Raw genomic sequence first — 23248 nt, 5'->3', positions numbered from 1 at the left:
TGGATCTCAATCAACTCCTTTATCATCACCAGATGGCGCTGATCGCAGCGAACCGCGCCCACCGCGATGGGCGGCCCCACGCCAATTTCGATCTTCCGCGCTATTATGCGAAGCGGATCGGCGAGTATCGCGCGCGGCGCGGCCTCGGCGTCGGTCCGGCCCTCATGGCCGATCGAGACGGCGGCCCGCGCGCGGATCCTCCGACCTCGGCACAGGGCGACGACTATCCGGTTTTTCTTGGCGACACGCTGGTTGCCGAACTTCTCGTCAACAAGGCGCTGGCCATGACCGAGGCCGAGCGCGCGGCATGCGCGCTGGGCGGCATAGCCGAGCGCTTGACCGATCTCCACGAAGAGCTGTGGGTCATCGGACACGATATCTACCAGGCCCTCGATCTCGACGAGGAAAAACTCGCGAAGCTGGCTGCCGACCTGCCTCCGCCCCCCCCCCCCCACGAACGGCAGGCCGTGCATCTGCGGCCTTTCCGCCCGCAGTCGGACGAGGGCATCGTCCATAGCTATGTTGACCAGTTCAGCGTGGGAAGCTTTCGCTATACCAATATCGAGGATGCCCGCGCCGCGCTGCGTCGTCAGCGCGAGAGCGCTGCGAATTCCGGGAGGCAAGCCAATGATGCCTGACCGCAAGGAGATGCCGGCGGCGCGCGCGCGGACCAATCCGTTCAGGCGGCGCCGGCCCTTCGCACCGCTTCCGCCGCAAGAAGCGAAGCGTCAGGGCGCGATCAGCGCGCTCGCTTTCCAGTTGCTCGGCGGGCGCGATCCCGCGCTGACCTTCCTGAATGGCGAAAGCGCCGAATTGCGCGGCCGCCCGATCGCAATCGCCACCCTGAGCGATACGGGCTACGCTCTCGTCGAGCGGGAAATCCGCTCGCGCGCGGCCGAGACCGGTGAGCGCCATGTCAGGTGATCGGGAAGCCGCGCGGCATATCACGCGCACATGGTTCGAGTGGGAAATCGACGGGCTGGCACGCAAAGTCATTCTTGTCGTCGAAACCGATCTGGCCATGCAGCCCGACGAGCAGGACTATGACGCGCTTACTCTCGACATGCTGCGTACGGAAGCGATCGCCCGGTCGCGGGCGTCGCCCGGCGCGATCGATCGCATTCGCATCGTGCCCGTTCGCTACTAGTGGCCATGACACAGGGATGGAGCATCCGGCATGGCCGATTATGAAATCACCGGCATCCGGCAAGGCGGGATGGACGGACGGACGCATCATATCGAGGCGGTAAAAGTCGGCGAAAGCCTGTTCCTCGTCGATCAGATCATCGACTGGACGAAGGACGAGGTTCATCGCTTCTGGATATGGTTCCAGGAAGAGAGGATCGATATCGTGGCGCTACAGCACGGCTCGTCGCGGCGTTTTTATCTCACCGTCGACGGTGGCGGTTTCCCGCCGGCTGCTTTGCTGTCGCTCCCGCGCGTTTGATAGCGCGCGGGATTTGGACTTTCTGCTGCACCGGAAATCGTGCGGGCCATCGCGAAGAGACTTCGGACGATCGGGCAAATCTCCATCGCAAAAGGGCCTCGCATCTGCATGCGAAGCCCTTTCATCCTCTGCGCTCGTGACCAAAGGAAGCCCCATTGGCCTTCCCGGGTCGCGAGGAAAGCCTTTGTCATACGACAATAGGCCGATGCTAGGCGATGTCGAGCGCGATCGCGCCCGAGTCGGTCTTTATCACCGCGACGGGCCGCCGCGCATGCGCGCTGCTATATCCGACAAAATCAGGTTCGAGACCGCGTTTTTCGCGAAACTGGTTGATCCGCCGGGCATAATGGTTCGGGAGATCGAAACCGGCGGGCGCTTCGCCGGCGCGGCGTGCCCGGTCGGCAGCGATCACGGCCATTTGATGATGATAGAAGAGCTGGTTCATATCCATGATGGTGTCCTGGTGGGGCCTTTCGTCATGCTGACGGCCGCCGTGCCGGTGATTCAGGTTCGCGCTCGCGGATTCAGGCGAGACATTGGGCACGGACCGCTTCGGCGAGCCGATCCCTGTCAGCGCGGGCCTGTTCGGATTTGAACTGGCGGTTGGCCAGCGCGTGCCACGCGGCGGCCGAACGGAGATTGCGCTCGCGAACTAGTGTCAGGTCCGCCGCGGCGGCGTCGGCCTCGCATCGCTCGGCCTGTTCGCGATAATTGTCGCTGGTTGCTGCCACGGCGCTTTCCTTTCGTTCAATCGATCATGTCGGCGATCAGCCGCTTCAGTTCGCAGCGCGAGAGCGTTGGCGAACGGCGCGGCGTGCGGCCTATAGTGATCGGATTGCCTGCCAGCGGGAGGCCGGCGAGCGCGGGTAGAATGGTGTTGGTCTGAAACATATTGGTCTTCTTGATTCTCAGGTGTCAGCGGCGCTTGCGCGCGCCGCCGGCTGGACCGCCGGGGCCGCGATCGCGGTAGACGATGCGGCCCTTGGTCAGGTCATAGGGCGTCATTTCGACGCGGACGGCGTCGCCGACCACCGAACGGATACGAAAGCGTCGCATCCGTCCGGCGGTATAGGCGATCAGCCGATGGCCATTTTCAAGGATGACGCGGAACCGCCCGTCGGGCAGGATTTCCTCGATCGAGCCCTCGAAGCTGAGGACATCTTCCTTGGCCATTGCCGAAGGGCCGGGTCAGGCCGCTTCGAGATTGACCGCGGAGATCTTGCCGTCGCGGCCGGTTTCCAGTTCGTACGAGACGCGCTGGTCCTTGCCCAGCGACGCCATTCCGGCGCGCTCGACGGCAGTCACATGGACGAAGCTGTCGCCCGAGCCGTCTTCATTCGAGATGAAGCCATAGCCCTTGTCGCTGTTGAAGAATTTGACTTTGCCGATCGGCATGAGTGTTTCCTTTCACGAAAACAGGATATCCGCCGGCAAAAGCACCGACAGAGCTGGAAGCGTGAGAAGGGAAGAATCGCCCCGGAGCGGGGTATCAAAATTCCGTCGCAGGCGACGTTAGCAACTGTGATATGGGCCATCCTTTTCGAAAAGTCAAGTTTCTGCCTGGATTTTCATTAAATGGCGAGGGCGGTGTTTCCTGTTTTTCTCTTTGAGGACTGGAATTATTCAATCGCAGCTTCTTACGGTCGCGGCCTCTCGTCGCCTTCTCGACCTGCTGGCGGATCTGCGCGATGCGCGTCGATGTCAGCTCTGGTGCCGATATAAGCGTCGTGTGCTCTGCATGAGCTATTGATTGGGACGTCGCCAACGCGGCGGGATTGGCTGGATGTATCTATGTCCGTGCCGGGCGGAATAACCACCTTCCAGAGCCGCACAATGCATAGCTTCCTATGTCTTCTGCAATAAGCGCCGTTCCAAGAGGCTTGCGAAACCACGGCGGCCATCTGCGATAATAGCGACGGTTAAGGGGGCAACGGAACTTCAGCCTGCGGTTCGGTTTAATTCAATCGCCATTGTTAGCGTCTGTCGTGCTTGACCATTCGGCTCTCGGCGCGGCGATCGCTTGCGTCAACAACGCAGTCTGGCCAGTGTCGATATATGTAGACGACATCATCGTGTCCTCGCACGATGTTGCGACGGTTGATCATGCTTTGAGCGAAATACGCGCTGCCGCCGATGCATCCGGCTTCGTTATAAATGATGCCAAGTCCGATGGGCCCGCAGCAGAGATCACCGCTTTCAACATCCATATCGGTAGCAGGCGTATGGAAATTGCTGCTGATCGGATGGTCGAATTTCTCGAAAATATTCAAGGCGGTTCGGACGAACAAGTCGCCGGAATCCTGAATTATGTCGGTAGCGTAAATGAAGGTCAGAGGGAGCTACTTGTAGCTGGGAGGGACTAACCCGAATCTATCGGCTTTCAAATACCGGATACGGGATGGCTACAAGCGCCCTTCGGTCGATCACGGTATCCGCAAAAGGTAGGATGCTCCGGCGGCCAGCCGCTCTGTCGGAACGCTATTCGCCCAAAACGCTGAAAGTGTTGAGGAACCTTCGAAAGTCGCGGCCTCGTCGATCAATTTCCTATTCCGCGCTCCGCGGCGCGGTCTCCTAGCACTAACTGTGCTCGGCCAAATGCCCAAGCATGTCGAGTAATACCGTACGGCGTGCGGCATCGTGCTCGACCGGCCGCTGGCGGAGAGCGAAAAGGACGGCGGTGCCCGCATTTCGGCTCGGGCTCATCAGAGGTGGAACGGCCGACATCAGGCGCGATGCAGTCACGCCGATACCTATAGCGAAATCTGATAGCCCTTCGCACTGCGTCGCGGCGCGTCATCACGCGCCATAACCGTCATATGAGATTTCACCGACCCGGCTGATTTTTGGGACGCCGACGCGATCCCTGCGTCGCCGGGAAAATGTCTTAACGCCTACCAAACTCCTTGTCGGACAGATTTTCGTCGTTTTCGCGATGGTAATCGCAGGCGTCTGGATCGCCACGCAATGGTGTGCGGCACAGCTAGGTTATCAGCCGCAGCTTGGACCGGCATGGTTTGTCCTGTTCGACACGCCGGTCTATCGGCCGTGGGCGATATTTCCGTGGTGGTATCACTACGAAGCCTACGCGCCCGAGGTTTTCGACAAGGCCGGGATGATCGCCGGAGCGAGCGGCTTTCTCGGCTGCGCGTCCGCCATCGCCGGGTCGCTATGGCGCGCGCGCCAGTCGCGGCATGTCACCACATACGGCTCCGCGCGCTGGGCTACAAACGGCGAGATCGACCGCGCCGGCCTGCTCAGCGACAGCAGCGTCTTTCTCGGCCGCAAGCGGTGGCGCTATCTTCGCCACGACGGGCCGGAGCATGTCATGGCCTTCGCCCCGACGCGCTCGGGTATGCGTCCGCATAGCCGCCGCGGTGAAACTCACCGGCATAGGTCGATCGACGCTCTACGAACTCATCAAGGCCGGCGAGCTTGAAACGGTAAAGGTCGGTCGATCAACCTTCGTCCGATACGCCAGTCTCAAGCGCCTGTTCGAGAAAAGTTAGGTGCCATGAGCGAGCCGCAGGAACGACAGGCAAGATCGCTCGCGCCTGTCCATAGGCAATTTATCCTGCAATTTCGCGTTTTCGCCAAATGCAGGATGAAGGACAAGTAAGCCCCACCACCGGCGTGTTCGATTCCCTTTTTTCGCGTTTCATCCCTCTTTTCGATTCCCATTTTTTCTTTGTGGTCGCGTGAGGGTATGAGTGAGGGTATGTCCTGTCCGATCGGAGAGAATATTCAATATTAACATGCCATTAGGTGGATGGTGTGGCTCCCGCTACCCTCCAGAAGCCGATTTCAGGGCGTCTCACACCATTTACGAATTCGGGCTCTTCCCCGTGAACGGGGGATGAGGGTGGATCAGACCCGATTGATTCGGGCGGGCTATATCTTCTCGTGACCCCTGCGGGGCGACGATGTTGGCGGATGAACTACCGCTTTCTTGGAAAGCAAAAGACCCTGTCCTTTGGCGCTTGGCCCGATGTTGGCCTTGCCGGAGCCAGAGCCAAGCGCGACGAAGCTCGGCAATTGCTGGCCACCGGGCGCGATCCAGCCGAGCAAGCCAGGCTCGAAAAGGCGACAGCGAGCATCGCGGCGGCAAACACATTCAAAGCCGTCGCAGAGGAATGGCTGGCCAAGGTCACGAAGGAAGGCCTCTCGCCGGCCACGCTCAAGAAGAATCGTTGGCTGCTGGACTTCTCCTACCAGTTTATCGGGCATCGGCCGATTGCAGAGATCAAGCCGTTCGAATTGCTGACCCTGCTTCGCAAATATGAAACGAAGGGAAAGCATGAAACCGCTCTTCGCCTGCGAAGCATATGCGGTCAGGTTTTCCGCTATGCGATCGCCACTGTTCGAGCGGACCGCGATGTCGCCGCCGATTTGCGCGGGGCGTTGATTACGACAAAGGTGACGCATCGCGCCGCCATTACCACACCGGCAGAGGTTGGCGCGCTGCTGCGAGCGATAGAGAGCTATGAGGGCCATCCGTCCACGCTGATCTCGCTGCGCCTCTTGCCCCATGTTTTTGTTCGCCCCGGCGAACTCCGCGGTCGCGTCCGTCAAGGTGGTGTAATTTCGGCTGTGGCCGTGGGCCCTCGTCAGGCGGCTTTGGCGGTGATGTGTAGGGGCTGATTTTCCTCCTCGATCATGGGTTGGTTGAGCTCGGCCATGTCTTCGATCTGCATGTAGCGATGCTGGAGTTGCCACTCGTCGTTCTGCTCCATCAGCACAGCCCCGACGAGGCGGATGATGCTGTCTTCGTTCGGGAAGATGCCGACGACGTCGGCGCGGCGCTTGACCTCCTTGTTGAGCCGCTCGAGCGGATTGGTTGAGTGTAACTTCGTGCGGTGTTGGGTGGGGAAGCCGGTGTAGGCGAGCACGTCGGTTTCGGCCTCGTCCATGCAGGCGCCGAGCTTGGGCCAACGGGTGCGCAACTGGTCGGCGACCTGTCGCCAGACCTGCGTTGCGCTTTTCTGATCGGGCTGCAGGAAGACCTGGCGGATCGCGGCGGCGACGACAGTGTTCTGGCCCTTGGGCACATAGGACAGGGCATTGCGCATGAAGTGAACCCGGCAGCGCTGCCAGGTGGCGCCCATGACGCGGGTGATCGCGCCCTTGAGGCCCTCGTGAGCATCGGAGATGACCAGCTTCACGCCGGTAAGACCGCGCCGAACAAGGTCCTTAAGGAAGTCGGACCAGAAGACCTCCGCTTTCAGCATGGCATGCATTGTGACAGCCAGTTTACGGGCGAGCGCAACTGCGGCCCTTTTGAACCCGACGCGCTCTCTGAGTTGGAGGCCCCATGTCCGCAAGCTGCTCTCTGCGGAGCTGCGGGTCAGGATGACGGTTGCGGCCTCATAGAGAAGGCTGCGCAAATGACTATCGCCGCGCCCGGATATGTGGCCGCTATAGTCAACTTCTCCTGACTGGTATCGACGCGTCCCAGCCTGCGTTCGTTGTGTGTCTTTCGTCGCCCAAGACGAAGCGCCGCAAACTTCCTCGCACGGAGGCCACGCGAGTGTGATCCGAAATCGTCCCATTGGCCGCATAGAGATATGGGATTGATAGCGACCGTCGCGTCGGAAGAGGGGGGATCGGAATGCTCAATGGTTTTAGGCGTGGAACGTCGCCTGGCCGCCCACTCGCCAATCTCTTCAGTTTCGGGGAGGGGGCCGCGCGCATCCGCGCCGAACAGCGCAAGGCGGCGCTGCGCCGATCGTCGATCCTGTCCAGCCGCCTGTCGGTCGAGGCGCTCGAGCCGCGCCTGCTGCTGTCCGCCGACGTCGCGCCGATCGACGTCGGACTCGGCCTTGGCCTTCCGTCCGGGCTGGTCGCCAGCATGGAGCCCTCTGCCAAATTCCTGACCGTGATGCCGTTCGACGGGGCCGGCGCCGGCACCGGCATCGGCGGCATCGCGCCGGGCATCGACATGTCGGCGCTTTCGGTGCGGGTCGGCGGCTATGCGCTCGATGTCGACGGCGCCGACACGGCCAGCGGCTTTTATGCCCATGGCGGCTCCGGCGGCTCGGGATCGGCGGGCGCGCCGGGCACCACCGCCGCGCTGACGACTTTCGGCGGGGCGGACGGGGAGGGCGAGGGGATCTCGCTTCTGTCCTTGTCGGCCCCGACGGCCGTGCCCCCGGTCACCGGTTCGCTCGACGTGCCCGGCGCGACGCAGAGCTTCACCTTCACGCTGACCGAGGCGCGCAAGGTCTATTTCGATTCGCTGACCGACCGGTCGAACATCCGCTGGTCGCTGGTCGGGCCGAACGGCACGCTCGTCAGCGGCCGTGCCTTCGGCGCGTCGGATTCGATCGACATCTCCGGATCGAACATCCTCGACCTGGCCGCCGGTGCCTATCGGCTGACCGTCGATGGCGACGGCGACGCGACGGGGGCCTTCGCCTTTCGCCTGCTCGACATCGCCAATGCGGCGTCGATTCAGGCCGGCGCGCTGGTTTCGGCGCAGAACGAAGGGCGCGCCACCGACCTCTATGCCTTCGACGCGGTCGCCGGCGAACGCTATTTCTTCGACCGGCAGACGCTGACCGGCGGCACGGTGAGTTGGCGGCTGATCGGTCCCGACGGCGAATATGTGCGCGGCCCGGACTATTATAACGATTCGGGCGTGTTCGCGCTCGATCGCACCGGCACCTACACGCTCGCGATCGAGGGGGTAGACAGCAACAGCGCCGCGTTCGACTATGGCTTCATCCTGTCGCGCGTGACCGCGACCGAGGCCGCGCTGACGCCGGGCGAACTGGTGCGCGGGCGGATCGAGGGCGCGGGCGACACGATCACCTATATCTTCGACCTGGCGGGCGAGACGCGGCTGCTGTTCGACGCGCTGCGCGACGACCGCGGCTTTCAATGGAGCCTAGCCGGCCCGCGAGGCACGGTGGTCGACGGGCGCTATTTCTCCAATTCGGAAGGTAGTTCGGGCCAGCCCCTGCTGGCGCTGCCCGCGGGGCGCTACCGGCTGACGGTGGGCGGCGGCGGGAGCGACGCGCGGGGCGACTTCGCCTTCCGTCTGCTCGACGCGGGCGCGGCGCAGGACGTGACGGCGCTGCCCGGGTTCGGGGGCGCGGTCGGCGACGGCGGGGTGAGCGACGCAATCGGGCGCGGCGACGGCGCCCCGCTCGACTATTCGGGGCTGCCCGGGACCGTCAACCACGGCTGGGACGTCAATCGGCAGAAGGACCTGATCGTCGCCGATTCGGACGCGTTGCGCCCGGCGACGCTGACGCTGGAGGCGTGGGTGCGCAGCGCGGAGGCCGTCGACGACGGCGACGGCGGCATCATCATCTTCGGCGGCGACCCCTATCAGGCGATCCTGTTCAAGGGGTCGAGCACGTCGTGGGACGACGGCTATGGCCTGCTGCGGATCGGCGACACCGTCCGCTTCTATCTCAACGACTGGTACGACGCCTATATTGAGGCGCCGATCGAGAGCGAACGGTGGGTGCATGTCGCCGCCACCTATGACGGCGCGGTCATGCGGCTTTACGTCGACGGCCTGCAGGTCGCCGAGCGCGACTTCGCCGAGGCGATCCGCCACAGCGGCGCGCCGCTGGTGATCGGCGGCGGCCCGCAGGCCTATTATCCGTGGAACGGGGCGATCGACGAGGTGCGCGTCTGGGACGTAGCGCGTTCGGCGGCCCAGATCGCCGCCGCGGCGCAGGCGCCGCTGTCGGGCGGCGAGGGCGGGCTCGTCGGCTATTGGCGGTTCGACGAGGCCGACGGATGGACCGCGGCCGATTCCTCGCCCTCCGGCTCGCCCGCGACCGGCGGCGCGCCGGCGACCGAAACGCGGCTCTACAGCTTCGCCGCGGCGAAGGGCGAGCATTGGTATTTCGACGTCGCGAGCCAGAGCGGCGCTTCGCTGACCGTGCGCGTCTACCGTCCGGACGGGACTCAACTCGTCGCGCCGATGGCGCTGGCCGACCTCAACCTCGCCAATCTGCCGATGGACGGCACCTATCTGATCGCGGTCGAAGGCGTTGTCGGCAACGGCGGTGCCGCCGCCTTTTCCGCGCGCATGATCAAGGTCGCCGATCCGACGCGCGCGATCGCCGTCGATACCCTCGTCACCGGGCGGCGCGAGCCCGGCGAGCGGCACACTCTGACCTTCACCCTGACGCAGCCGTCGCGGCTGCTGTTCGATTCGCTGAGCAGCCGCTGGGACCTCCACTGGACGCTGACCGGACCGCGCGGCGCCGAGGTGAACCAGCGCGCCTTCGCCTATTCGGATTCGATCGACCTGTCGTCGGGCCTGTCGTCGCTGCTCGACCTGCCCGCCGGCACCTATAGCCTGATCGTCGACGGCAGCGCCGGCGAGGCGGTCGATTACGCCTTTCGCCTGATCGACACCGCGAACGCTCAGCCGGTCGCGCTCGACGCCGACGTCACCGGCAGCTTCGCGACCGGTGGGACGAGCAACGTCTATCGCTTCGACGCCGCGGCGGGCGACAAGGTGACGCTCGAACGGCTGATCGATGCGACATCGAGCGACTTCAGCATCGGCTGGCGGCTGTTCGACCCGTTCGGGCGGCAGGTGACGAACGCGAACTACCTTTACGGCACCTCGACCGTCGATCTGCGCGTCACCGGCACCTATACGCTTGCGATCGAGCAGCGGGTCGGAGCCGCGCCGATCGGCTATGGCTTCCGCGTCAACCTGACCGAGCATGTCGCGCTGCCCGACATATCGGGCGGCGCGCTATTCCAGCTTGGCGACACGCTGTCGGACACGCTGGTCGCCGGCGGCGAGCCGGGACTCCATCGCTTCACCGTCGCCGGCCCGACGCGGCTCACTTTCGATTCGCTGACCAACGACAGCGGCAAGACATGGACGCTGCTGGGGCCGAACGGCGTCGAGGTGACCGGCCGCAGCTTCAGCGCCAGCGACGGCACCGGCATCAGCGGCAGCGCGGTGATCGACCTTCCCGCGGGCGGAACCTATCAGTTGCGGGTGTCGGGCACGGCCGGCGCCTATTCGATGCGGCTGCTCGACCTGGCGGCGGCGACGCCGATCACGCCCGGCGGCGCGCTGGTCGAGAGCCGGCTGCTGCCCTCGCGCGCGACCGACATGTACAGCTTCACCGGCGTCGCCGGCGAGACGCTGTATCTCGATACCCAGACGGCGCTCAGCAGCGGCAGTTTTCGCCTGATCGACCCGTTCGGCCGGTTGGTCGTCGGGCCCGTCGGCTTCGCGGACCGCGAACTGGTGCTGCCGGTCGACGGCACCTATGTCCTGTTGATCGAGGGGCGGGTGGCGAACACCGCCGCCGACGACGATTATTCCTTCATCCTCAACCGCCCGCGCGATCCCGCGCCGCTCGACCTGACGCTCGGCGCGCGGATCGACGGCGTTCTGGCGGCGGCGGGCGACGTCCAGCGCTATCGCTTCCAGCTTTCGTCGGAGCGGCTGCTGGCCCTCGACAGCTTCACCGGCAGCACGACGCTGACGTGGCGCCTGAAAGGACCCGGGATCGATTATTCGGCGTCGCTGCGCGATGCCGACGGCGCCTTTCAGGGCACGCGCCCGCCGCTGATGCTCGCGGCCGGGGACTATGAACTGCTGATCGACGGCACCGGCGCGGCGGTCGGCCCCTATGCCTTTCGCCTGCTCGACCTTGCCGCGACGGCGACGCTGCTTGCCGCCGATGGCGCGACGATCGCGGGTGCGCTGGCGCCGTCGAGCGAAACCGACGTCTATGCGCTCGACCTTTCCGCAGGCGAGACCATCGTCTTCGACGCACAGACGGTGCCGGCATCGAGCACGATCCGCCTGGTCGATTCCTTCGGCAACGAGGTGACGGGGGCGTTGACCTTCGCCGACCGGACGCTGGTCGCGGCGGTCACCGGGCGCCACTATCTGCTGGTCGAGGGACGCGCCACCAACACGGCGGAAAGCAGCGCCTACAGTTTTGCGCTGATCCGGCCGGTCGATCCCGCGCCGCGGGCGATCGCGCTGGGCGAGACGGTCAGCACCGCGATCGCACGGCCGACCGAGGTCAACCGTTTCACCTTCACGCTGACAGAGACGACGCGCGTCTATTTCGATTCGCTGACCAATGATTCGACGATCCGCTGGGCGCTGCGCGGCACGACCGGGACGATCAGTTCCGCCGATTTCTATTACAGCGATTCCTCCGAAGCGTCGGGCGAGCGGGTGCTGACGCTGGCGCCCGGCAGCTATGAGATCGCCGTGCAGGCGGACGGTTATCGCACCGCGCCCGCCAGTTTCCGCCTGCTCGATCTTGCGGACGCGGCGCCGGTGGCGTTCGGGCAGAGCGTCAGCGGGCGGCTCGAGCCGTCGAGCGAGACCGACATGTACCGTTTCGACGCGGCGGCGGGCGAGCGATATTATTTCCAGAACCTGCTGGGCATCGGCAATGCGACCATAAGGGTTATCCGGCCCGACGGCACGCAGACGCGCACCCCGGCCGGTGTCGCGGATTATGAGTTCACCGCCGATCAGGCGGGCACCTATGTCGTGATGATTGAGGGGCGGGTGTGGGACGCGACGGCGCGCGATTATCGCTTTGCGCTGCACCGGGCGACGACCGCCGCGACGGCGATCGCGCTCGACGGCAATGTCGAGCAGCCGTCGCTGCTGCGCCCCGGCAAGATCGGCAACGCGCTGTCGATGACGACGCACGAGCAGATACTGGTCGACGATCCCGCGCTCGACCTGCGCGAGGATCTGACGATCGAGTTCTGGCTGAATCCCGAGCGGATGACCGACAGCTGGACGCCGCTGATCTACAAGGGCGAAGGGACCGACGGGCGCGGCTATACGCTGTGGTACAACAGCAGCGGCTATGTCCACCTGTCGAGCTATCGCGGGACGGCCAACGACACGCTGGAGACGGCCAGCGGATCGGTGCCGCAGGGCCAGTGGACGCATGTCGCCGCGGTGATCGAGCGCAGCACGGGGCAGATGCGCATCTATCTGAACGGCGTGCTCGTCGCGTCGCGCACCAATGTTCCCACCGCGCCGCATAACGGCGGCGCCACCTCGCCGCTCTACATCGGCACCGGCCCCGAACAGAACGACAGCTATCAGAAGCTGGAAGGCGCGATCGACGAATTGCGCATCTGGGACCATGGTCGGTCGGCGGACGATATTCTCGCCGGGATGGAAGGGGTGCCGTCGGACACCGGCGGGCTCGTGCTGCGGATGGATTTCGATGCGATCGCGGGCGGCACGGTCCGCAACCAGGTGTCGGGAGCGGATGTTCCCGTCTTGCGCGACCTGGCGGGACTGGACGGGGTGATCGAGGGGCGGCTGACGACGCCGGGCGATACGCGCACCTACAGCTTCACCGTCGCCGAACCGAAGATATTGCTGTTCGACGCGCTGCACGACAACAGCCAGATGACCGTCACCATCACCGGACCGGGCGGCGTTTCGGCGGCGCGCAACATGCGCAACGGCGAAAGCCACGAATATGGCAGCGGCAATCCGCTGATCGAGGTCGGGCCGGAGACCTATACCGTGACCGTCGACGGCACCGGCGCGGCCACCGGCGCCTATGCCTTTCGCCTGATCGACGTCGGAGCCGCGCCCGTCCTGCCGCAGGGTAGCGTCGCGACGGGGCGGTCGAGCGGGTCGCGCGACAATGCCGTGTGGCGGATCGACGCGGCTGCCGGGGACCGGCTGTTCATCGACCTGCAGCAGTTCGGCGGATCGCTGGGCCGCGCCAGCTTCCGCCTGTTCGACCCCTTCGGACGGCAGATTTCCGGTCCGGTGCAGGTCGGCGACATCGACACCGGCGTGCTCGCCTATGGCGGCACCTATACGCTGGTGATGGAGATGCGCGCGGCGGTCGTGAACTGGCCGGTCGATTATCGCGTGGCGGTGTATAACATGGCGCAGACCGCGCCAGTGCCGATCACGCTCGAAGGGCCGAACCCGGAGGCGCCGGCGGTCGTCGCGGGGGTCGACGGCAACGCGCTGAAGCTGCGCGGGGTCGATTATGTCGAACTGCCCGACGGGCCCGACGTCGACCTGACCCGCAATTTGACGATCGAGGGCTGGTTCTTCCTCGACCGCTTCACCAGCAGCTGGATGCCCGTGGTGTCGAAGGGGCTGGGCGACACGGCGCCCTATCGCCTAGCGGTCAACAGCAGCGGCCAGATCTGGGCGACGGTGCGCGATGCCTCCGGGCGCGAGGACGTCACCAGCGCGAGCGGCGTGGTGCCGACCGGCGAGTGGATCCACATGGCGATGGTCGTCGATCGCGACAACCGGACGCTCAAACTCTATGTCAATGGCCAGGAAGTCGCGTCGCGGCAGATCCGCCTGAACGACAATGTCGACGTCGCCGACCCCTTCTACATCGGCCATTATGACGATGAATCCATCTATGCCCCGATCGAAGGGGCGGTCGACAGCTTCCGCCTGTGGGGCGTCGCGCGCAGCGCGGCGGAGATCGCCGCCGACATGGCATCGGCGCCCCCCGCCGGGACGCCGGACCTGAAGATCGCGCTCGATTTCGATTCGACCAGCCTGCCCGCGGGCGCGCTGCTGCGCAGCACCAACCCCAATGGCGTGACGGGACGCATCGCGACGCCGGGCGCCGAGAACCGCTACAGCTTCACGCTGACCCAGACGACGCTGGCGCTGTTCGACAGCCTGACCAACAACAGTCGGCTGCGCTGGAGCCTGACCGGTCCCGATGGCGATCTGATCGTCGACGGACGCCGCTTCGACCAGTCGGATTCCTTCACTTTCACCGGCAATCCGGTGCTGGCGCTCGCGGCGGGACGCTATGAACTGACGATCGACGGCATCGACGATGCGGTCGCCGACTATAATTTCCGCCTGCTTGACCTCGCCAATGCGGCGCCGCTGGCGATGGGCAGCCGCGTGACGGCATCGCTGACCCCGTCGAACGCGACCGCGATCCATCGTTTTTCCGCCAATGCTGGCGAATCCTTCTTCTTCGACGTGCTGAGCGTCAAGAGCGACGTGCGCTGGCGGCTGATCGACCCGAACGGCAACATCGTCTTCAACCAGCAGTCGATGGCCGACATCGACGGGCAGCTTCTGACGCTCGGCGGGACCTATACGCTGCTGATCGAGGGGCGCATCGATCAGGGGCTGGCCGCGGCCTATGATTTCATCATCTATCCGATGGCGGTGCAGACCGCGCCGCTGACCATCGGCGCGCAGATTTCCTCCACCATCTCGCAGCCCGGCGAGCGCGACGTCTACAGCTTCACGCTGACCGAACGGACGCGGCTCGTCTTCGACTCGCTGCTCTATCAGGGTGAGCTCAACTGGTCGCTGGCGGGGCCGGACGGACAGATCGTGTCGGCGCGCCGCTTCGACCAGAGCGACGGGCTGAATTTCACCGGCAACCCGGTTCTCGACCTCGCGGCCGGCACCTACACGCTGACCATCGACGGCAATCGCCAGTTTACCGGCGCCTATGCCTTCCGCCTGCTCGACCTCGCGGCGGCGGAGCTTCTGGTCGCCAATCAGGGGACGACCGGCAATCTGGGGCCGCAGGGCCGCGAGACGGCCGCCTATCGTTTCGAGGCGACGGAAGGGATGCGGTTCGGCATCGATGTGCTGAACAGCCCCAACTACAATCATCGCCTGCGGCTGATCGATCCGCTGGGGCAGGTGGTGTTCGGCCCGACCTCCATGCAGGACAGCGGGCTGATGACCGCGGCGATGGCGGGCACCTATACGCTGCTGGTCGAAGGCTATGCCGCCGAAGGCAGCAATTTCAGCTATAGTTTCCTGCTGGAGGTCGCGGCGCAGCCGCCCGCCAACGGGGCGACCGGGCAGGATTTCGACGCCGACGGGCTGCCCTATGTGCTGGTCAATCACCAGGGGGCGGCCGCGCAGGTGCTGCGCGATGGCGAGAATGATTTCCTGCGGCTGACCGACGCGCTGAACAGCAATCCGCACAACAGCGTCTTCTTCTCCGCGACCGGCAGCGGACGGCAGGACGTCGTCGATGTCGGCTTCGATTTCCGCATCGAGCGGCGCGCGGGGCAGGCGACCGACCCCGACGGCATCGCCTTCGCCTGGCTGCCCGTCGCGCTCTATGGCGCCGGCGGCCCGGGGCCGACGATCCCGCGCAGCGGGTCGAGCGGTCTCGAGCCCAATGTCGCGGGGGCGCTGGGGATCGGCTTCGACAGCTTCGCCAACAACGGCGAGGTCAACGCCAACCATGTGTCGATCCATTACAACGGGGTGAAGCTGACCGACATCGCCAGCCCCGGCCTGACGCTGGCCAGCGGCGACTGGACGCACGCGCGCATCCTGATGACGCGCACCGCCGGCGGCACGCTGCTGACCATCCGGCTGACCGCCGAGGGCGGCAGCACCATCGAGGTCGTCACCGACTATTTCATTCCCGGCATGGAGCTGGAGGCGGGGCGCGTCGCGCTCAGCGCCTCGCAGGGCACCTCGACCGGCGACCAGGACGTCGACAATATCGCCGTCGCCATGACCCCGGCGGTGGCGGCGATGCCCGCCGTGCCGTTCGGCGAGGCGGTGACCGGTTCGATCGCGCGCACCGGCGCGGTCGAGCGCTACAGCTTCACGATCACGCAGCCGACCGCGGTGGTGTTCGATCCGCTGACCAACAACGGCAATTTCCGCTGGCAGATCAGCGGGCCGAGCCAGACCCCGGCGGCGCGCCAGTTCACCGCGTCGGATTCGCTGAACTTCAGCGACAATCCGGTCATGCTGCTCCAGCCGGGGACCTACAGCCTGGCGATCTCGGCCGGGACGGCGACGGGCAGCTATGCCTTCCGCCTGCTCGACCTGGCGCAGGCGGCGGCGCTGACGCCGGGCGAGCAGCAGTCGGTGACGCTGAATCCGGGCAACATGACCCAGTTGTTCCATTTCGACGCAGCCGCGGGCGAGCGCCTGTTCTTCGACTATATGAGCGGCGCGACGCTGCCCTATTGGCGGCTGATCGACCCGCGCGGCAACACAGTGTTCACCCCGCGCTCGATCGGGTCGGATTCGCAGGTCGAGCTGACCGAGACCGGCCGCTACACGCTGATGGTCGAGGGGCGCATCGCCAATGCGGAACCGCAGACGACGGCGTTCCGCCTGGTGTCGATGACCGACCGCAGCGCGGCGCTGACCGTCGGCGCGACGACGCAGGGGACGGTGCCGCTGCCCGGCGACCGGATGCGATACAGCTTCTCGCTGGCGCAGGATGCGCTGCTGCTGTTCGACAGCCTGACGGGCAACGGCAATTTCCGCTGGAGCCTGACCGGGCCGCAGGGCACGACGATCCAGGACCGCACCTTCGCCAACAGCGATTCGCAGTCGCGCACCGACGCCACGCCCTTCCTGGCCGCGGCGGGCGACTATGTGCTGACGGTGTGGGCGAACAACGACGTCACCGGCGATTATGCCTTCCGCCTGCTCGACCTCGCGTCGGCGTCCGCGATCGCGCTCGATACCGTCATCGACGGCCTGCTCGAACCCGCCAACAGCACCGGCCTGTATCGTTTTGCCGGCGAGGCCGGCGACAAGCTGTTCTTCGACTATCTGTCGTCGGGGCCGACGGGGCGCTGGCGGCTGATCGACCCGCAGGGCCGCCAGATCGTCTACAACAACACCGGCGCGAGCAGCGACATGGGGCCGGTCGTGCTGACGCGTTCCGGCACCTATACGCTGGTGGTCGAGGGGCATGTCACCGTCGCGGGCGCGTCGGCGCCGGTCCAGTTCAAGGTGTCGAAGCTGGTCGACAAGGTCGCGCCGCTGACGCTCGGCGCAACCCATTCGGGCACGTTCGCGCAGCCGCAGCAGGAGGATGTCTATCGCTTCACGCTGACGGAAGGCACATTGCTGCTCGTCGATCCGCTGACCAGCGACGGCAGCCTCGTCTGGACGCTGACCGGGCCGCGCGGCGAGGTGGCGAGCAAGGGCTTCCAGAGCTCCGACGGCGCGTCGGTCGGCGCCGCCAACCCGGTGCTGGTCGTCCCGGCGGGCGACTATGAACTGCGGGTGCGCAACAACAGCACGACCGCGCGCGACTATGCGCTGCGCGTCCTCGATCTCGCCGCCGCGACCCCGATCACCCCCGGCCTGCCGGTGACGGGGACGCTGAGCCCCGGATCGGAGACCGAGGCGTTCCGCTTCGAGGGCGAAGCCGGCGAACGCTATTATTTCGACCGTCAGGCCCTGTCGGGCGGCAGCCCCTATTGGCGGCTGATCGCGCCCAACGGGCGGCAGTTGTTCAGCGGCTATTTCAACGACGTCGACAGCTATGTCCTGCCCGACACGGGCACCTACACGCTGCTACTCGAAGGCTATATCGGCGACGTCGGTTCGGTCTACACCTATGGCTTCAACGTCTTCGAGAACCCCGAAACCGCGCCGATCCCCATTCCGGGGCTGGAGGTGCGTCCCGCCCCCGACCTGGTCCCGCAGGGCGTCACGGTCAGCGGCGAGGGGGCGATCCAGTCGGGCGGCACGATCACCGTCGCGTGGCAGACGCGCAACGACGGCACGCTGCCCGCGACCGGGACATGGTCGGACCGGCTGATCCTGCGCAACCTCGACACCGGGCAGATCATCGGCAATTTCGTGATAGCCGACAACGGCGGCGACCTGGCGCCGGGCGCGTCGCGCCAGCGCCAGACGGTGGTGAGCCTGCCGACCGGCAACGCCGGCGTCGGCCGGATCGTCGCGATCGTTACGACCGATATCGCGAACGCGGTGGCGGAGGAGAATGCCTCGGGATCGGCCGAGACCAACAATGAGGCGTCGGTCGAGTTCCAGTCGATCCTCGCGCCCTTCATCGACCTGAGCGTCGGTCAGGTCGCGGTGGAACCGGCGAGCGGCTGGAAACCCGGTGATACCGTCACGATCAACTGGAAGACCACCAACAGCGGCAACCAGCCGACCGCGGGCGCCTTTTCGGAGCGCATCGTCGTGCGCAATGCGTCGAGCGGGCAGCAGGTGCTGCTCGCCACCGTCGCGGCGGCCCCGATCGACGCGGGCGCGTCGCGCAGCGGCAGCTACAGCATCGTCTGGCCCGAGGGACTGATCGGGCACGGCCAGTTCACCTTCACCGTCACCACCGACATCCTCGATCAGGTCGCGGAGGCGAACGACGCCGGAACCGGCGAGACGAACAACGCGGCGGCGCTGACGATCACCTCGGCCCCCGATCTGGTGATCCGCGACATGGCGATCGACGCCATCGCCCCGCAGGCGGGCGACAGCATCACGCTGAGCTGGACCGAGGCCAATATCGGCAATGCCGCGACGCTGGCGGGCTGGAACAACCGGGTGCTGGTGCAGAACGTCACCACCGGCGAGACTTTGCTCGATACCGCGGTCGCGAGCGACATGCTGCTCGCCGCCGGGGCGGAGCGGGCGCGCAGCTTCACCTTCAAGCTGCCCGATGGCGCGCGCTCGGTCGGGTCGATCCGCGTCAACCTGTATGCCGACCAGAATGCCGGGGGCGGCGGCAATGCCGTGCGCGAGGTCGCCGACGGCCGCAACGCCGAAGGCAACAACAGCGCGCAACTGACGATGCCCGTCGCGGCGCGCGTCTATGCCGACCTGCGCGTCGGCGACGTTGGCGCGCCGCCGACCGCGATCGGCGGCGGGACGATGACGGTGAGTTGGCGGGTCGACAATGCCGGCGCGTCGGCATCGGCCGAGGGCGGCTGGGTCGACCGGGTGATCCTGAGCGCCGACGCGGTGCTCGGCAACGGCGACGACATCGTCATCGGCGAATATCGCCGCACCGATCCGCTTGCCGAAGGCGGCAGCTATACGGCGTCGCTCGACATCGCGCTGCCCTCCGACATCGGCGGCCTCTATCGCCTATTCGTCGTCACCGACGCGGGACAGGCCGTGGTGGAGCCCGATACGCGCGCCGACAACGCCAGCGCGCCGGTGGAAATCCAGATCAGCGCGACCGCGCCGAATCTGGTGGCGGACGCGGTGTCGGGGCCCGCCGGCACGGTGTTCGGCGGCGATCCCTTCACCGTGTCGTGGCGCGTCCGCAACACCGGCGACGCCCCCGCCGCGGGCGGGCATATCGACCGACTGATCCTGTCGGCCGACGGCGTCGTCGACGCGAACGATCTGGTGCTGGCCGAAGTGGTGCGCGGATCGGGGCTCGCGGTCGGCGACAGCTACACCGCCAGCGTCGAGGTGCGGGTGACCGACGGCCGGGTCGGCGACTATCGCCTGATCCTGGTGACCGATGCCGGGCAGACGGTGTTCGAGAATTTGCTGGAAGGCGACAACAGCGTCGTGTCGCCGGTGGTGCGCTTCGCCGCGACGGCGGCGCCCAATCTGGTCGTCGACAGCGTTTCGGTGCCGCCGGGCGCGGTGCCCGGCGAGACCGTCCTCGTCACCTATGTCATCCGCAACACGGGCGAAAGCGCGGCGACCGCGCCGTGGGTCGACCGTATCTATATCGACGACGACACGACGATTTCGGGCGCGCAGCAGCTTGTGTCGGTGCCGCGCAATTTCGACCTTGCGCCCGGCGAAACCTATGAGGTCAAGCAGCTCGTCACCATTCCGACCGGCTATACCGACGGCGAATGGCGCATCTTCGTGCGCGCCGACGCGCAGGGCCAGGTCTATGAAGGTGGGCGCGACGGCGACAACGACGGCATGTCGGGCGCGCTGATGCTGACCCATCCGGACTTGGTGCCGGTGCTGATCCAGGGGCCGGAAGGCGGCAACGCCGAATCCTTCACCGAAATCGAGGTGCGCTGGCAGATCCGCAACGACGGCACCGGTTCGACGCTGGGCGGCTGGGCCGATACCGTCTGGCTGTCGCGCGACGATGCGGTCGGCGCGGGCGACATCAAGCTGGGCGAGCTGATCGCACAGGCGCAGCTCGCGGCGGGCGCGATCTATGACGGGGTGCTCAAGGTCACGCTGCCGATCGACGCCAGCGGCCCCTGGCGCCTGATCGTCCAGTCGGACAGCGGCGGGGTCGTCGCCGAAACGGCGGCGGGTGAGGCGAACAACATCGGGTCGATCGCGCTCAACATCGGGCTGTCCGATTATGCCGACCTCGAGGTCAGCGACGTCACGGCGCCCGCGCAGACGATCGACGATCCCGCGCGCGTCCGCGTCGAGTGGACCGTCACCAACGTCGGCACCGGCGCCGGTTTCACCCACGGCTGGACCGACAGGGTGATCGTGTCGCGCGACGGCGTGCTCGGCAACAATGACGACATCGTGCTCGGCGAATATGTCCACAGCGGCGCGCTAAACGTCGGAGAGACCTATCGCGCGGGGCTCGACCTGATCCTGCCGGCCGGATTCCACGGCCGCTACACGCTGTTCGTGCAGTCGGACGCGAAGGGCGAGGTGTTCGAGAATGGCGCGGAGGCGAACCGCGGCGTGCTGGCGGGGAATTTCGACGTGTCGCCGATTCCGTGGGCGGACCTGGTCGTCGCGTCGGTCGCGGTTCCCGCCGGCGCGGTGTCGGGACAGACGATCGACGTCACCTGGCGCGTCACCAATCAGGGCATCGGGCTGACCAACAGCGGCGAGTGGTTCGATCAGGTCTATCTGGAACGGACCGACGGCACCGGCCGGGTGCGGCTGGGCAGCGTCAATCACCTCGGCTATCTGGCGCCGGGCGCCAGCTATGACCGCACGGCCAGCTTCCGCCTGCCCGAGGGGCTGTCGGGCGCCTATCGCATCGTCGTCGAGACGCCGGGGTCGAGCGACCCGCGCAGCGGCCCCTATGAGTTCGTGTTCACGACCAACAACAGCCGCGCGTCGGACGCGATGGCGGTCGCGCTCGCCCCGCCGCCCGACCTAGTCGTCGACAGCATCTCCTTCCCCGCGACGGGTGTCGAGGGACAGGTCATCGACGTCGAATGGACCGTCCGCAACGCCGGCACCGCCAATGCGACCGGGACGTGGACCGACCGCGTCTATCTGCGCAAGGTCGGCGATACGGGCGCCGGCACGCTGATCGGCACCTACAGCTACACCGGGCCGCTGGAGGCCGGAAAGACCTATAGCCGCAAGGAGGAAATGCGGCTGCCCTCGAAGACGAGCGATCAATATGAGCTGATCGTCGTCACCGACGCGGGGAACAGCGTCTACGAACATCTGAACGAGGACAACAACCGGCGGGTCAGCAGCACCGCGATCCTGGTGTCGGCGCTGCCGCGACCCGACCTGCGCGTCAGCGAGGTCATCGCCCCCGACCGCATCACCGCCGGCGCGACCGCGTCGATCGAGTTCAAGGTCGTCAACCAGGGGCTGGTCGCCGCCAACGGGCTGTGGACCGATCAGGTGTGGCTGTCGCTCGACGACAAGATTTCCAACGACGACATATTGGTGTCGAGCCTGCAGAACCCGTCGGCGCTCGGCTCGCTCGAGGAATATCTGTCGGCTTCGGGGACCTTCACCATCCCCAAGCGCTTCCGCGGCACCGTCTATATCCTCGTCGCCACCGACAGCGGCAACGCCATCGACGAATGGCCGAACGACACGGCGCAGAGCAATATCGTCGCGCACGAGATATTCGTCGACCCGATCCCCTTCGCCGATCTGGTGGTCGACAGCGTCGTCGCCCCGGCGCAGGCGTTCGAGGGCAACAGCGTCACGGTGCGCTACAGCGTCACCAACCGCGGCGCCGGCGACACCGACCTCGGCCGCTGGACCGAGCAGATCTGGCTGACCCGCGACAAGAACCGGCCGCATCCGGGGCAGGGCGACATCCTGCTGACGACGCTGACCTATGACGGCGGCATCCTGGTCAAGGATGCGGGATACGACCGCGAACTGACGCTGACGCTGCCCGAGGGGCTGGTGTCGGGCACCTATTACATCATGCCGTGGGTCGACCCCTATGCGACGCTGCTCGAGGATTCGCTCGCGCCCAACGTCAATCCCGACGACCCCAACGAGATCAACAGCAGCAACTATCGCGCGCGTGCGATCGACATCGTCGGCGTCCCGCCGCAGACCTTCACCCGCGCGATCGCCGTCGATGCGGTCACGGCCGATCCGGTCGGCGTCGGCGGGGGGCAGTTCAACGTCAGCTGGACGGTCCGTTCCAACGGCAACGCGGCTGCGGCCAAGTGGATCGATCGCGTCTATCTGGCCGATGCGCCGCTGCTGGAAAATGCGACGTGGCGTTTCGACCTCGGCAGCTTCGACAATCTGAATCCGCTCGACCCCGGCCAGTCCTATACCAACAGCCAGACCTTCACGCTGAACCCCGCGGCGGCGGGGATGTACGTGATCGTCGTGTCGCAGCTGGCGGGCGATCCGAACAATCTCGACAACAACGGCTTTGCCGCGACCAGCGTCACCAACGCGCCCGCCGACCTGCGCGTCGTCCAGGTCGTGCCGGCGGCGCCGACGGCCCCGGCCTATTCGGGCGAGAAGACCAGCGTCACCTATACGGTCGAGAACCGCGGCGGCGCGGTGTGGAGCGGCACCCAATATTGGACCGATGAAATCTGGATCTCGAAGGACCCGGTGTTCGACACCCGCCGCGCGCAGAAGGTCGCGACGGTCAACGTCACCAACGGCCCGCTCGGCGCCGGGCAGAGCTATAGCCGCACCGCCGAATATTCCCTGCCGCCGGGGGTCGAGGGCGAATATTACGTCTATGTCGTCGCGAACTCGGCCGGCAACACGCCGGTGCCCACCGACATCGTCCGCGACGGCGGCAACAGCGCCCTGCTCGACCGCTTCGCCAAATATGCCTTCGAACTGCCGCAGGGCAACGTTGGGCAGGCGGCCTTCCCGGTCGTCTATCGCGAGCCCGACCTGCGCGTCACCGAACTGACGCTGCC

The 23248-nt window shown here is 66.0% G+C and carries 13 protein-coding genes and 3 pseudogenes (1 of these 16 only partly in view); 9 read left to right on the top strand and 7 right to left on the bottom strand.

The window, feature by feature from the left end:
* Positions 1–32: 32 nt before the first annotated feature.
* From FHR21_RS08225 to FHR21_RS08210, 4 genes are read left to right on the top strand one after another with little or no spacing between them, the layout of a single operon-like run.
* The gene (locus FHR21_RS08225) at positions 33–638 is read left to right on the top strand and encodes a hypothetical protein (protein ID WP_221235068.1); all 606 of its coding nucleotides are present in this window, start codon (positions 33–35) and stop codon (positions 636–638) included.
* Complete coding sequence (locus FHR21_RS08220; protein WP_217983779.1) at positions 631–924, top strand: hypothetical protein; 294 nt, start codon at positions 631–633, stop codon at positions 922–924. Before FHR21_RS08225 ends, FHR21_RS08220 begins: the two co-directional genes overlap by 8 nt.
* Positions 914–1147, top strand: coding sequence for a hypothetical protein (locus tag FHR21_RS08215; RefSeq protein ID WP_067105482.1), 234 nt, complete (start codon positions 914–916; stop codon positions 1145–1147). The genes FHR21_RS08220 and FHR21_RS08215 overlap by 11 nt, the downstream gene beginning before the upstream one ends.
* Positions 1148–1177: 30 nt before the next feature.
* On the top strand, positions 1178–1447 hold the full coding sequence (locus FHR21_RS08210; RefSeq protein WP_067105481.1) for a hypothetical protein: 270 nt from the start codon (positions 1178–1180) through the stop codon (positions 1445–1447).
* 208 nt (positions 1448–1655) lie between these two features.
* On the opposite strand, the gene FHR21_RS08205 is transcribed toward FHR21_RS08210, so the two are convergent.
* The 5 genes from FHR21_RS08205 to FHR21_RS08185 all read right to left on the bottom strand — a co-directional run bounded on the left by FHR21_RS08205 (position 1656) and on the right by FHR21_RS08185 (position 2842).
* Positions 1656–1898 (bottom strand): hypothetical protein, encoded by a 243-nt coding sequence (locus FHR21_RS08205; RefSeq protein WP_184097102.1) that lies wholly within the window; start codon positions 1896–1898, stop codon positions 1656–1658.
* Between the two features lie 73 nt (positions 1899–1971).
* Positions 1972–2178: a hypothetical protein gene (locus tag FHR21_RS08200; protein WP_067105479.1), complete on the bottom strand. Its 207-nt coding sequence runs from the start codon at positions 2176–2178 to the stop codon at positions 1972–1974.
* A gap of 16 nt (positions 2179–2194) precedes the next feature.
* On the bottom strand, positions 2195–2338 hold the full coding sequence (locus FHR21_RS08195; RefSeq protein ID WP_184097100.1) for a hypothetical protein: 144 nt from the start codon (positions 2336–2338) through the stop codon (positions 2195–2197).
* Between the two features lie 24 nt (positions 2339–2362).
* Positions 2363–2620, bottom strand: a complete 258-nt coding sequence (infA, locus tag FHR21_RS08190) for a translation initiation factor IF-1 (RefSeq protein WP_067105478.1) — start codon at positions 2618–2620, stop codon at positions 2363–2365.
* Between the two features lie 15 nt (positions 2621–2635).
* The gene (locus FHR21_RS08185; RefSeq protein ID WP_067105477.1) at positions 2636–2842 is read right to left on the bottom strand and encodes a cold-shock protein; all 207 of its coding nucleotides are present in this window, start codon (positions 2840–2842) and stop codon (positions 2636–2638) included.
* Between the two features lie 590 nt (positions 2843–3432).
* Here FHR21_RS08185 and FHR21_RS08180 point away from each other — a divergent pair.
* The 4 genes and pseudogenes from FHR21_RS08180 (at position 3433) to FHR21_RS08165 (ending at position 6085) form a co-directional block, all read left to right on the top strand.
* Entirely contained in the window at positions 3433–3810 is a 378-nt protein-coding gene (locus FHR21_RS08180) for an RNA-dependent RNA polymerase family protein (protein WP_169799620.1), read from the top strand.
* A gap of 569 nt (positions 3811–4379) precedes the next feature.
* Positions 4380–4799, top strand: a pseudogene (locus tag FHR21_RS08175) (conjugal transfer protein TraG); the annotation flags it as partial.
* Complete coding sequence (locus FHR21_RS08170; RefSeq protein ID WP_082737236.1) at positions 4768–4953, top strand: helix-turn-helix domain-containing protein; 186 nt, start codon at positions 4768–4770, stop codon at positions 4951–4953. The pseudogene FHR21_RS08175 and the gene FHR21_RS08170, both read left to right, overlap by 32 nt.
* A gap of 367 nt (positions 4954–5320) precedes the next feature.
* Complete coding sequence (locus FHR21_RS08165) at positions 5321–6085, top strand: phage integrase central domain-containing protein (RefSeq protein WP_184097179.1); 765 nt, start codon at positions 5321–5323, stop codon at positions 6083–6085.
* Here FHR21_RS08165 and FHR21_RS08160 read toward each other — a convergent pair.
* Positions 6052–6666: pseudogene (locus FHR21_RS08160) on the bottom strand (IS256-like element ISSpma2 family transposase); the annotation flags it as partial. The gene FHR21_RS08165 and the pseudogene FHR21_RS08160 sit on opposite strands and share 34 nt — an antisense overlap.
* Positions 6667–6789: 123 nt before the next feature.
* Positions 6790–6993, bottom strand: a pseudogene (locus FHR21_RS20830) (transposase); the annotation flags it as partial.
* A 59-nt stretch (positions 6994–7052) separates the two neighbouring features.
* On the opposite strand from FHR21_RS20830, the gene FHR21_RS08150 reads away from it, so the two are divergent.
* Positions 7053–23248 carry the 5' end (the start) of a CARDB domain-containing protein gene (locus tag FHR21_RS08150; RefSeq protein WP_184097098.1) on the top strand. Its footprint extends 20839 nt past the window's final position, so 16196 of the gene's 37035 nt are visible here — the first part of the coding sequence; it begins with the start codon at positions 7053–7055; its stop codon lies beyond the right edge, outside the window.

This window comes from Sphingopyxis panaciterrulae (assembly GCF_014199295.1).
Classification (GTDB): domain Bacteria; phylum Pseudomonadota; class Alphaproteobacteria; order Sphingomonadales; family Sphingomonadaceae; genus Sphingopyxis; species Sphingopyxis panaciterrulae.
The sequence above is the reverse complement of the archived record's forward strand: the minus strand, read 5'-3'. Positions and strand labels throughout refer to the sequence as shown.

What these genes read in the sequence shown, in the direction of transcription:
- FHR21_RS08225 (WP_221235068.1), top strand. Translation starts at nt 33, where the DNA reads ATGGCGCTGATCGCAGCGAACCGCGCCCACCGCGATGGGCGGCCCCAC.
- FHR21_RS08220 (WP_217983779.1), top strand. Translation starts at nt 631, where the DNA reads ATGCCTGACCGCAAGGAGATGCCGGCGGCGCGCGCGCGGACCAATCCG.
- FHR21_RS08215 (WP_067105482.1), top strand. Translation starts at nt 914, where the DNA reads ATGTCAGGTGATCGGGAAGCCGCGCGGCATATCACGCGCACATGGTTC.
- FHR21_RS08210 (WP_067105481.1), top strand. Translation starts at nt 1,178, where the DNA reads ATGGCCGATTATGAAATCACCGGCATCCGGCAAGGCGGGATGGACGGA.
- FHR21_RS08205 (WP_184097102.1), bottom strand. Translation starts at nt 1,898, where the DNA reads ATGGATATGAACCAGCTCTTCTATCATCATCAAATGGCCGTGATCGCT.
- FHR21_RS08195 (WP_184097100.1), bottom strand. Translation starts at nt 2,338, where the DNA reads ATGTTTCAGACCAACACCATTCTACCCGCGCTCGCCGGCCTCCCGCTG.
- infA (WP_067105478.1), bottom strand. Translation starts at nt 2,620, where the DNA reads ATGGCCAAGGAAGATGTCCTCAGCTTCGAGGGCTCGATCGAGGAAATC.
- FHR21_RS08185 (WP_067105477.1), bottom strand. Translation starts at nt 2,842, where the DNA reads ATGCCGATCGGCAAAGTCAAATTCTTCAACAGCGACAAGGGCTATGGC.
- FHR21_RS08170 (WP_082737236.1), top strand. Translation starts at nt 4,768, where the DNA reads ATGTCATGGCCTTCGCCCCGACGCGCTCGGGTATGCGTCCGCATAGCC.